This window comes from Streptomyces sp. NPDC058326, from assembly GCF_042879855.1.
Taxonomy (GTDB): Bacteria; Actinomycetota; Actinomycetes; order Streptomycetales; family Streptomycetaceae; genus Streptomyces.
The window spans coordinates 50,767-62,014 of sequence record NZ_JBHVZO010000001.1; the positions used below are offsets into that span (position 1 = coordinate 50,767).

The 11,248-nt window shown below is 73.9% G+C and carries 7 protein-coding genes; 5 read left to right on the forward strand and 2 right to left on the reverse strand.

The window, feature by feature from the left end; all coding sequences use genetic code 11:
• The first annotated feature begins 76 nt into the window (after window positions 1-76).
• Window positions 77-529, forward strand: coding sequence for a MarR family winged helix-turn-helix transcriptional regulator (locus tag ACFVYX_RS00240; protein ID WP_389679014.1), 453 nt, complete (start codon window positions 77-79; stop codon window positions 527-529).
• 25 nt (window positions 530-554) lie between these two features.
• On the opposite strand, the gene ACFVYX_RS00245 is transcribed toward ACFVYX_RS00240, so the two are convergent.
• The gene (locus ACFVYX_RS00245) at window positions 555-1,493 is read right to left on the reverse strand and encodes a hypothetical protein (RefSeq protein ID WP_389679015.1); all 939 of its coding nucleotides are present in this window, start codon (window positions 1,491-1,493) and stop codon (window positions 555-557) included.
• Between the two features lie 252 nt (window positions 1,494-1,745).
• Here ACFVYX_RS00245 and ACFVYX_RS00250 point away from each other — a divergent pair, with 252 nt between their 5' ends.
• The 4 genes from ACFVYX_RS00250 to ACFVYX_RS00265 all read left to right on the forward strand — a co-directional run bounded on the left by ACFVYX_RS00250 (window position 1,746) and on the right by ACFVYX_RS00265 (window position 7,370).
• The gene (locus ACFVYX_RS00250) at window positions 1,746-2,807 is read left to right on the forward strand and encodes a rod shape-determining protein (protein WP_389679016.1); all 1,062 of its coding nucleotides are present in this window, start codon (window positions 1,746-1,748) and stop codon (window positions 2,805-2,807) included.
• Between the two features lie 79 nt (window positions 2,808-2,886).
• Complete coding sequence (locus ACFVYX_RS00255; protein ID WP_389679481.1) at window positions 2,887-4,443, forward strand: GAF domain-containing protein; 1,557 nt, start codon at window positions 2,887-2,889, stop codon at window positions 4,441-4,443.
• A 215-nt stretch (window positions 4,444-4,658) separates the two neighbouring features.
• The gene (locus ACFVYX_RS00260) at window positions 4,659-5,843 is read left to right on the forward strand and encodes a nitrate/nitrite transporter (RefSeq protein ID WP_389679482.1); all 1,185 of its coding nucleotides are present in this window, start codon (window positions 4,659-4,661) and stop codon (window positions 5,841-5,843) included.
• 78 nt (window positions 5,844-5,921) lie between these two features.
• Window positions 5,922-7,370: an acyl-CoA synthetase gene (locus ACFVYX_RS00265; RefSeq protein ID WP_389679017.1), complete on the forward strand. Its 1,449-nt coding sequence runs from the start codon at window positions 5,922-5,924 to the stop codon at window positions 7,368-7,370.
• 60 nt (window positions 7,371-7,430) lie between these two features.
• On the opposite strand, the gene ACFVYX_RS00270 is transcribed toward ACFVYX_RS00265, so the two are convergent.
• Window positions 7,431-11,123 carry a S8 family serine peptidase gene (locus ACFVYX_RS00270; protein WP_389679018.1) on the reverse strand — a complete coding sequence of 1,231 codons (3,693 nt, stop codon included), beginning with the start codon at window positions 11,121-11,123 and terminating at the stop codon, window positions 7,431-7,433.
• Window positions 11,124-11,248 lie beyond the last annotated feature (125 nt).

The following is an 11,248-nucleotide window of genomic DNA, read 5'->3' on the forward strand; positions in this document are numbered from 1 at the left end:
ACAAAAGGTTCACTACCTGAAACAACCATGCGCCTAGATATTTCATGTTGTCAAGTATCTGGGTAGGATGTGTCGCATGGCCACCTCACGCACGGACCCTCTGACCGTCGAAGTCGTCGAACTCATCGGCACGGTCGTGGCGCGCTACTACGCGGAGTACGAGCAGGCGGCCGCGCAGCACTCCCTCACCGGCGCCCAGGCCCGGGTCCTCGGCCTGCTCTCGCTCGACCCGCTGCCCATGCGCCGCATCGCCCAGAGGCTGAAGTGCGAGCCGTCCAACATCACCGGCATCGTGGACCGCCTGGAGGCCCGGGGCCTGGTGGAACGGCGCCCGGACCCGGCCGACCGCCGCGTGAAACTCGCCGCGCCCACCGAGGAGGGCCGCGCCACGGCCCGCCGGCTGCGCGAGTCCCTCGACTTCGCCCGCGAACCGCTGGGCGAGCTGACCGAGACCGAGCGCACCCTGCTGCGGGACCTGCTGAAGCGGATGCTCGGCGAGGACGTGACGGGCGGGCCGGTCGGCTCCTAGGGGGCGCGCCTTGTCGATCAGGCCGCTACACGCACCACCAGAGGAAGCGGGTGCAGGTCGGCTCGGGGCTCGGGGTGGGCGTCGGCCTGGGGGCCGTGGCCGAAGGGGCCGGTCCGCCGGTCGTCGCCGTGGGGGGCGGGGTCCCGTCGCCCTGCGTGGCGGACGCCGTGGCGGTGGGCGGGAGGCTGGAGGTGACGGAGGGCGACGCCGGATCGCTGGACGTCGGCGACTCCTCGGGGGCGTCCCCGTCACCCGTACCGGAACCGGATCCCGGGCCCGTACCTGATCCGGATCCCGAGCCCGAGCCCGAGCCCGAGCCCGTAGCGGATCCCGAGCCGGTGCCGGATCCGGATCCCGTACCCTTCCCCGCGCCGGTACTGGCGCCCTCTCCCGTGCCCTCGCCCGAGTCCGCGCTCACCTGACGGGGCCGCGTCGGCGCCTCCGAGACCGGGGACGGGCCCGCGCCGTCCGGGAGAGCGGTGCTCTGGACCGGTTCGGGGGACGTCGTGACCTCGGGGACCTCCTGCTCCTCGACGACCGAGGCGGCGCCCAGCGGCTGCGGCTCCTCCAGGGCCAGCCGCGCCAGCGTCAGCGACCCGGCGGCGAGCACAAGACCGAGCGTCCCGACCAGGACCGTACGGCCCCGGCGGCCCCTGGCCCGTCCGCGCCCGCGTGCGGCGGAGCGGCCCCGGGCGGCGCGGCGGCCCTGCTCGGCGGAGCGGCCCCGGGCAGCACGGCGGCCGCCGGGGGCGGTGCGGCGCGGCGGCTCGACGACGTCGAGTTCGTAGACGTGCTCGGGCCCGGCGGGCTCGACCCGCTCGACCGGCTGCGTCGGCTGCGTCGGCTGGACCGGCTGGACGGGTATGTGGGGGGTCTCGTACCGCAGTTCCTCGACGGGAGTTCCGCACCCGGCACAGGCGAGGGCCCCGTTGAGATGCCGCCGGCACGCGTGGCAGTAGTCCATGGGCCCCGCAGGCTATGCGGCCCGGTACGGCGGCAGGTAGGCGCGGAAGTGAGGATCCTGTGTGGAAACCGCAGGTCGGCGGAGGTGCGCCGCGATTCTCCCGCTTCGGTACGTTCCGGCCGGCGCGCGGCTCCGGGCCCCGGGCGGCTCAGCCCAGCGCGCGCCGCGCCCCGGACGGCCGGACGATGCCAACAGGACCGCGAAACGCGAACCACCTCGCCCGTGCCAGCACCGCACTCCGGAGGATCCGCCGTGACCGTCAGCCTTGAGCAGCTGCGCCGTTGCCATGTCGCCGTCGACCTGGGTGCCGCCCGCACCCGGGTCTTCGTCAAGGGCGCCGGACTCGTCGTCGACGAGCCGAGCGTCGCCGCCGTCAACACCCGCACCGGAGCGCTGATCGCCGTCGGCGCGCTGGCCGAGAAGATGACCGGCCGCACCCCCGACTACATCCGGGTCGTCAGACCCGTCTCGGGCGGCACCGTCGTCGACATCGAGATGGCGCAGCGGATGCTCCGTCACCTGCTCGGCGAGAAGCTCCGCCGCCAGCTGCGCCGCAAGCCCCGGCTGCGCGCCGCCGCCTGCACCCCGCACGACAGCGACCCGCTCGCGCAGCGCGCCGCCGTGGAGACCCTCGTCGGTCTCGGGGCGCGCCGGGTCGAACTGGTCGACACGCTCATCGCGGCTGCCGTCGGCTGCGGTCTGCCGGTCGAGCAGCCCACCGCGACCATGATCATGGTGTGCGGGGCGGCGACCACGCAGGTCGCCGTGCTCTCACTCGGCGCGATCGTCACGGCGGAGCGGATGCCGGTCGGCGGCGACGCCATCGACCACGCCGTCATCCAGCACCTGCGCCACCACCACGAGCTGATGCTGCCGAGCCAGTCGGTGCGCCCGCTGCAGCTGGCTCTCAGCGGCAACGGCCTGACGCCGCACGGCCCGGCCTGGACCGAGATCCACGGCCGGGACGTCGCCACGGGCCTGGCCCGCTCGGTGACCGTCGACACCGCCGCCGTACGGGAGGCCATCCACACCCCGCTGACGGCGGTCCTCGACGGCATCGGGAAGGTGCTGCGGGACTGCCCGCCGGATCTGGTGGCCGACCTCGCGGACCGCGGGATCATGATGGTGGGCGGCAGCGCCCTGCTGCCGGGGCTCGACCAGATGCTGCGCGCGGCGACCGGGATGCCGGTGCACATCGCCGAACGTCCGGACGTGTGCGCGGTCCTCGGCCTCGGCGCGATGCTGGAGGGCAGGGTCCAGCCGATGGTCCTCGACCCGCTGACGGAGCGTGACCCGCTCGCCGACGTGGACTGAGCCGCGGGGAGCCCGGAGGGCGGCCAGGATCAAACCGATGAAACCACCAGATTAGTACGACAATGAGACCATGACGATCATGGATGAGGACGCGGACGAGGACACGGACGGGCACGCGCACGAAGACGCGGACGCGGACGCGCCCCGGCTTCCCATGCTGCTCGAAGCGGTCCTCAGCGTCGGCACGGACCTCGAACTCCGCACCACCCTCCAGCACATCGTGGACTCCGCCACCGAGCTGACCGGGGCCCGCTACGGCGCGCTCGGGGTCGTCGACCCCGAGCGCGGCCGGCTCACCGAACTCTTCACCTCCGGCATGACGGACGAGGAACGGCAGCGGATCGACCGCCTCCCCGACGGCCGCACCGGGCTGCTCGGCGTCCTCCTCCAGGACCCGCGGCCGCTGCGGCCCGACGACCTGACGGCCGAACCGCGCTCCTCCGGCGCACCCGCCGGACAGCCGGAGAAGCGCGCCTTCCTCGGCGTCCCCATCCGGGTCCACACCGAGGTCTTCGGCAATCTGCACCTCACCGGGAAACGCGGAGGCGCCTTCACCCAGGAAGACCTCGCGCTGCTCCGCGTCCTCGCCTCGCAGGCCGGGATCGCCATCGGGAACGCCCGCCTGTACGAGACCGCGCGGCAGCGGGAACGCTGGATCGAGGGCGCCGCCGCGGTGACCACGGCCCTGCTCACCGGCGCGTCCGCCGAGAACGCCCTGATGACCGTCGCCGAGCGGGCCCGCATCCTCGCCGGGGCCTCGGCAGGGGTGGTCCTCCAGCCCACCGCGGCGGGCGGCATGGAGATCGTCGCCGCGTCGACCACGGACGACCCGGGTGACCTGGTCGGCACGACGATCGCGCCGGGATCCCCCGTCCTCGTCCAACTGCTCGGCGGCGAACCCGTGTTCGTCGAGGACTCGGCGACCGATCCGCGGATGACCACCCATGTCCGGTCCCGTTTCGGCCCGTCGATGATGCTGCCGCTGCAGAGCGGCGGGAAGCTCATCGGCACCCTCGCCCTGCCCCGGCGGCGCGGCGACCCGCCGTACAGCGCGGTGGACCGGCTGCTCGCCTCGCAGTTCGCCTCGCAGGCCGCGCTCGCCCTGGTCCTCGCGGGCGCCCGGCACGACAGGGAACGGCTCGCGGTCTTCGAGGACCGGGACCGGATCGCCCGCGACCTGCACGACCTGGTCGTGCAGCGGCTGTTCGCCACGGAGATGATGCTGGAGTCCACCCGGCGGCGGGCGGCCGGATCCTCCGACGAGAACGCGCTGCTCGGGCGGGCGGTGGACGAACTGGACTCGACGATCCAGGAGGTCCGTACGACCATCTTCGCGCTCCAGCAGCCGCCCGCGGACGCGCCGACCTCCTTCCGGGGGAAGGTACTGCGCGAGACCGGCGGAGCCGCGGCCCTGCTCGGTTTCCAGCCGTCGGTGCACTTCGCCGGGGCGGTCGACACCCTCGTGGACGAGGAGACGGCGGGGAAGCTCCTCGCCACCCTGCGCGGAGCCCTTGCGGCGGCGCACCGGCGGGCCGGGGTCGGCGCGATCACGGTCGAGGTGTCGGCCGGGGAGAAGGGCGTACGGCTGCGGGTCGAGGACGACGGCACGCCCCCGACGGTCGTGACCTGGCCGTAGGGCGTTGGCCCGGGGAGGCGGCCGGGGCGGACCGCGGACGACGGCGGGAGGCCGCAGGGGCGGGTTATGGGGCGTTGGCGCGGGAGGCGGCCGCGGCGGGCCGCCGCACCCCGTACGGAGCAGTCCGGCGCGCCGCCGTCCCCTCGCCGATCTTCACTGGACTCGTGACCACCGAGACCACACCCCCGACAGCGGCCGCCTACCGCAACCTGGCGATGGCCACCATCGGCTTCACGCTCACCTTCTGGGCGTGGGACCTGATCGCACCGCTCGCGAGCTGGTACGGCGACCGGCTCGAACTCAGCTCCTTCCAGCAGTCGCTGCTCGTCGCCGTCCCCGTCCTGGTCGGCTCGGTCGGCCGCATCCCGGCCGGGGCGCTGACCGACCGCTACGGGGCGAAGCTGATGTTCCCGCTCGTCTCGGCGCTGACGATCATCCCGGTGCTGCTGCTGACCGTGGTCAAGGACAGCTACGGCCTGATGCTGGTGGTCGCCTTCCTCCTCGGCCTCGGCGGCACCACGTTCGCCATCGGCATCCCTCTGGTCAACTCCTGGTTCCCGCCCGCCAAACGCGGTCTGGCCCTCGGGGTGTTCGGCATGGGCATGGGCGGTGTGGCGCTCTCCGGCTACTTCACCCCGCGCATCGCGAAGCACGGCGAGAACCTGCCGTTCGTCGTGGTGGCGATCGCGCTCGCCGCCTACGCGGTGCTCGCCACGTTCCTCATCACGGACCGGCCCGACCGGCCCGTGCCCACGGAACCCCTGACGGCCCGGCTGGGCTCGGCGGCCCGGCTGCGGGTGACGTGGGAACTGTCGGCGCTGTACGCGATCGGCTTCGGCGGCATCGTCGCGTTCGGCGTCTACCTGCCCACGTACCTGAAGACCTGGTACGCGCTCGACCCGACGGACGCGGGCACCAAGGCCGCCGGGTTCGCCCTGGTCACGGTGATCTTCCGGCCGATCGGCGGCTGGCTGTCGGACCGCGTCCACCCGGCGGTCGTCACGGCCGGCGCGCTCGGTGTGGTCGCCCTGTTCGCGATCGTCCAGGCCTTCGACCCGCGGCTGAATCCGGGCGGCACGATCGCCCTGCTCGTCATGGCGGCCGGGCTCGGCACGGCGAGCGGTTCCGTCTTCGCCCTGGTCTCCCAGGTGACCCCCCAGGCCAAGGTCGGCAGCGTGACCGGCATCGTCGGTGCGATGGGCGGGCTCGGGGGCTTTCTGCCGCCGCTGGTGATGGGAGCGATCTACAGCGCCAAGGACTCGTACTCGATCGGCTTCATGCTTCTGTCGGACCTGGCGCTCGCGGGGTGTGTGTACGCGTACGGGCGGATGCGGGGGATCCGGCCGGACGGCGGGGACCCGACGCCGGAAGCGACGAAGGTCACGGCCGGCAGGCCCTGACGCCCCGGCGGAACGTCCCCCTCACCCCGGAGAATGCTCCCCGGCAACCCTCGACCCCGACCCCGAGGAGTACGACCGGTGAGTGCGCTCTTCCCGGCCCTTGCGACCCCTTCCGCCCGGCCCGCGCTGCGTTTCGGCGCGGACACCCTGACGTACGAGGAACTGGCGCGGGCCGCCGGCGCCCTGGCGGCCCGGATCCGGGGCGCGGGGCGGGTCGCCGTCTGGGCGACGCCGAGCGCGCACACCGCCGTCGCGGTGGTCGGTGCCCTGCTCGCGGGCGTGCCCGCCGTACCGCTCAACCCGCGGACGGGCGAGCGGGAGCTGGCGCACATCGTCGGTGACAGCGCGCCCGGGGCGGTCCTCGCGGGACCGGAGGACGAACTGCCCGCCGGGCTCGCGGGCCTCCCCCGGATCGACGTACCGCTCACGGGGCCCGCCGGGTCCCTTCCCCCGGGCCCCGAGGACGCCGAGTCCCCCGGCCTCATCGTCTACACCTCCGGCACCACAGGACCGCCCAAGGGCGTCGTCCTCTCCCGGCGGGCGATCGCCGCGTCCCTCGACGCGCTCGCCGACGCCTGGTCGTGGACGGCGGACGACGTTCTCGTGCACGCGCTGCCGCTGTTCCACGTCCACGGTCTGATCCTCGGGGTCCTGGGGCCGCTGCGGCGGGGCGGCGGGGTCCGGCATCTGGGCGCGTTCTCGGTGGAGGGCGTGGCGCGGGAGCTGGGCGCCGGGGGCGGCACCATGCTGTTCGGCGTACCGACCATGTACCACCGGCTCGCGGACGCGCTCGCCCACGATCCGGCGCTCGTCGCGGCGATGGCGGGGGCGCGGCTCCTCGTCTCGGGTTCGGCGGCGCTGCCGGTCCACGACCACGAGCGGATCACGGCGGCGACGGGCCGTGCGGTGGTGGAGCGGTACGGGATGACCGAGACCCTCATGAACACCAGCGTGCGGCCGGGCGCCGGGGCGCGCCCCGGGACCGTCGGGACGCCGCTCGCGGGCGTCCGTCTGCGGCTGGTGGACGAGGACGGTGCCGTCCTGAAGGAGCTCGACGGGGAGACCGTCGGTGAGGTGCAGGTCCATGGGCCGAACCTGTTCTCCGGCTACCTCGGCCGGCCCGAGGCTACGGCGGAGGCCTTCGACGGCGACTGGTTCCGCACCGGGGACGTGGCGGTCCGCGAGGCCGACGGAACGATCCGCCTGGTGGGCCGCAAGGCCACCGACCTCATCAAGAGCGGCGGCTACAAGATCGGGGCGGGCGAGATAGAGAACGTCCTCCTCGACCACCCCGGGGTGCGCGAGGCGGCCGTCACCGGCGAGCCCGACCCGGACCTGGGCGAGCGGATCGTGGCCTGGGTGGTGCCGGCGGACGCGTCGGCGCCCCCGGCGGCGGCGGAGCTCGCCGATCACGTGGCGCGCCTCCTCGCCCCGCACAAGCGGCCCCGGGCGGTGCGCTACCTGGACGCGCTGCCCCGCAACGACATGGGCAAGGTCCTGAAGAAGGCGCTCCCTGGAGCGAGTTGACGGCGGAAGGGCTGGACCCCCTCCTCGGGGGAAGGGGTCCGGCCCTGAGCGGGTCGGGCGTTACTTCACGCCGACCGCGCGGATCAGCTCCTGCTCGACCGAGCCACCCCGGTCGTCGCTCGCGCCGGCGCGCAGCGAGACGGAGTCCGCGCCGGACGGGATCCGCAGCGCGCCGTTCCAGGCGGCGCCGTGCCGCGCCTTCGTGAGGGCGACCTTCGTCCAGGTGGCGCCCTCGTCGTACGAGACCTCCAGGGTGCCGGTCCTGATGGTGCCGGTGCCGGTCGCGCCTTCGACGTACTCGGCGAAGATGCCGACGGGCAGCCTGCTTCCGGCCCGGACGTCACCGTTCAGATCGGTGTCCACGTCGAAGCCGAGGTTGAGCATCGGCAGGTAGGTGGTCCGGTCGGACGGGGTCTCGGCGGAGCGGAAGGTCCACTCGCTGCGGCCCTTGCTCCCCAGCCGCCAGCGGTCCGCGTCAAGCGCGGTCTCGGTGACGACCTTGTACGTGGCCTCCTCCGCCGGGGCGTCCCAGGCGTAGGCGCCGGAGCTCATCTTCCGGTCGACGCGGACCCCGTCGACGTACACCTCGGTGTACTGGGTCATCGAGTCGTCGCCCCAGACGTTGCCGAAGCCGGTGTGGTCGGTGCCGGAGTCGCCCCAGCCCGGGGTGTTGAACCGAAGGTCGTTGCCGGTGCGCTGCTGGCCCCAGCCGAGGCCGGTGCCCAGCCAGGGGTGCCAGACGGGACCGAACCAGTCGAGGTCGGCCCGGCTGCCGCCCCGGTACGAGGGTGTGCCGGACCGCTGCTCCAGGGAGTCGCCGAGGTCGACGGACTCGTGCCAGCGCTGGCCGGTGCCGGTGGAGACGTACTCCGTGCGCTCGGTCGGGAAGGCGATCCACTCCTTGAAGCCGAAGCCGACCGGGAAGGTGTCGGTGATCGAGTAGCGGAACTCGCCGCCCAGTTCCTTCCGCTTGGTCGGCATGCGGAACGTCGAGCTGATCGTGGCCAGTTCCGCTCTGCCGGGGCGGAAGACCAGGTCGGTGCCGATGGCGCCGGGGTGCCCCTCGGAGAGGTCGTACGTGAACGGGGTGAAGCGGGTGCCGGTCAGGTCGACGCGCGCGCCGCGCGCCGCGCCGGCCGCCAGCCGGTGCGCGTCGGCGGTGTTGACGGTGGCGACGGGGAGCGGCCGGTCCTCGTAGTCGGCGGTGCCGAACCACTTCATCAGACGGCCGGCCTTGTCGTCGGTGACGAACAGGGCCTTGGCACCGGCGTCCTGGGCGGTCTGGGCGAGCGCGGTCGGGTCGGCACCATCGGTCAGCCGGACGAGGACGGCCTTGCCGGTGACGTTCTCGCCCGTGTACTCGGCGGGGGTGCCGGTGCCCGCGTCGACGAGGCCGAGGCGGTGGCGGCCCTCCAGGAAGCCGGTGCCGGCCTGCGGGGTGGCGCCGGAGAGCAGGGCTCCGTCGACCCGAGCGTCGAGCACGGGCTTGCCGAGACGCCAGACGGTCCGGTACTCGAAGGTGCCGGTGGCGGGCTCGCGGGTGGGCGCCGCGAAGACCGAGTCGTACAGCGGCGGGACCTGCACGGCTCCGCCGTAGGAGGCGCCGTTGGCCTCCCGGTCGAACTCCATGAGGAGCTGCCGGGTCTCGGTGCGCCGCTCGACCTCGGCGCGGATCTCGCGGAGCCGCCGGCCGTCGAGGGTGATCTCGCGGTCGCGGTCGAGGGTGATCTCCGGCTCGGTGAGGAAGCCGAGACCGAGGGAGTCGGCGCCGTGGGAGCCGCGCACGTCGAGGAAGGTGTCGACGGTGTACGTGCCGGGCCTGAGGCGCAGTTCGAGGGTGCCGGACTCGCCGACCGTGGCCGGGAAGGGGTCCTCTCCCCGTGTGAGCTTCTGGACGCCGAGGAAGGCGGGGGTGGGGGCGCCGTCGCGGTCCTTGACGTGGACGGTGAGGGTGTAGCGCTCCTCCTCCTTCACCAGGCCGAGCGCGGTGTGTGCGACGGGTGTGCCGCCGGCGGTCGCGGTGACCCGGCCGGAGGACCGGCCGACGGGGGCCTTGGCGCCGTCGCCGGTGACGGTGGTGCTCGCCGAGCCGTGGGCGGGGACGGTGAGGGTGGTGTCGGCGAGGACGGCGACGCCGGCGGGCATGCCCTCCACGGCGAGGTTCAGCTCGACCGGCGTGCCGGAGGAGTTGGTGTAGGTGACGGTCTTCGTGACCGGCTTGTTCGTCTCGTACGGCCAGGCGGTGAAGCCGAGGTCGGCGGAGCCGGTCGCGGTGACGTTCGCGGAGATCGCGGCGGCCACGTCGACCCGTCCGGAGCCGAGCGCGTACGAGGAGGCGCCGAGCGTCTTCGACGTCGACATCAGCGCGTCCTTGAGCTGGGCGCCGGTCCAGTCGGGGTGCTTCTCGGCGAGCAGGGCGGCGACACCGGCGATGTGCGGGGTCGCCATCGACGTCCCGCTCATGGAGGTGTAGAGACCGCTGCCGGGGGCGAGCTGGGAGCGGGCCGCGAGGATGCCGACGCCGGGGGCCGACAGGTCGGGCTTGAGGGCCTGATCACCGTGTCGGGGACCCTGGCTCGTGAAGTAGGCGGCCTGGTCGGCGGAGTCGACGGCGCCGACGGTGAGCGCGGAGTCGGCGGCGCCGGGCGAGCCGATGGAGCCGGGTGCGCCGGAGTTTCCGGCGGCGATGACGAAGAGGGCGCCGGTCTCGGCGGAGAGGGCGTTGACGGCCTGGGCCATCGGGTCGGTGCCGTCGCTCGGCTCGCGGGAACCGAGGCTCATCGAGACGACCTTCGCGTCGATGTCCTTGGCGGCCCATTCCATGCCGGCGATGATCTGCGACTCCGTACCGGAGCCCTCGTCGCTGAGGACCTTTCCGACGGCGAGGGCCGCCCCGGGGGCGACGCCCTTCTCCTTGCCCTCGGAGCCCGCGCCGCTGCCGCCGACGGTGGAGGCGACGTGCGTGCCGTGGCCGTCGCGGTCGGCGACCTCCTGGCCCTCGATGAACGACTTGGACTCGGTGACCCGGCCCGCGAGGTCGGGGTGGCCGAGGTCGGCGCCGGTGTCGAGGACGGCGACCTTGACGCCCTTGCCGGTGAGCCCGGCCTCCCAGGCCTTCGGGGTGCCGATCTGGGCGTTGGACTCGGCCATGGCGGCCTCGACGCGGCCGTCGAGCCAGACCTTGGCGGGGGCCGCCGTGGCGCGGGCCTTCGGGGCGGCGGTGAATCCGCGCCAGAAGGCGGCGGGATCGGTGGCCGTGACGGCGGCGCCCCCGATGCTCGGCAGCGCGCGGACGGTCTCGGCGCCGCGCGGGGCGGCGGCGGACCTGGCGTTCCTGGCGCCTCCGTACGTGACGATCAGCGGCACCTCGCCGGTGATGCCCTGCTCGACGAGGCCGGTGACGTCGAAGAGGCGCGGGTCGAGCGTGCCGGAGGCGAGGTAGGGGCGGGCCTCGTCGGGGACGACGGTGACCCTGCCGTCGACGATCCGGCTGCGTATCGCGCCGGTGGCGCCCTCGGCCCGGTCGACGGTGACGGTCCGCTGTCCACCGCCGAGCTCGGTGAGGGTCACGCGGTCGCCCGTCACGAGGGTGACCGTGGCACTCGTCGCCGACGGCTTCCTGAAGGTGTCCGGTACGGCGGGGGTGGTGGCCCCGGCGGCGGCGGTCTGCCCGGCCGAGAGCATCACGAGGGAGACGCCCGCGGCGAGCAGCGCGGCTCTCCCTCTGTCGAAGGGTGTGGTCCTCGACGTCATCGTTCGAACTCCTCGCGGACCCGGGGTCGGGGGTGTTCCGGGTGCCGCGAGGAGTCTTGGCCCTGGGGGCCGGAGTTGACTCCGGTTGCTCCTGGCGGTTATGTGCCGTGGCGGCCAACCGCCAG

What these genes read in the sequence shown, in the direction of transcription:
- ACFVYX_RS00245 (WP_389679015.1), bottom strand. Translation starts at nt 1,493, where the DNA reads ATGGACTACTGCCACGCGTGCCGGCGGCATCTCAACGGGGCCCTCGCC.
- ACFVYX_RS00270 (WP_389679018.1), bottom strand. Translation starts at nt 11,123, where the DNA reads ATGACGTCGAGGACCACACCCTTCGACAGAGGGAGAGCCGCGCTGCTC.
- ACFVYX_RS00260 (WP_389679482.1), top strand. Translation starts at nt 4,659, where the DNA reads ATGGCCACCATCGGCTTCACGCTCACCTTCTGGGCGTGGGACCTGATC.
- ACFVYX_RS00240 (WP_389679014.1), top strand. Translation starts at nt 77, where the DNA reads ATGGCCACCTCACGCACGGACCCTCTGACCGTCGAAGTCGTCGAACTC.
- ACFVYX_RS00255 (WP_389679481.1), top strand. Translation starts at nt 2,887, where the DNA reads ATGGATGAGGACGCGGACGAGGACACGGACGGGCACGCGCACGAAGAC.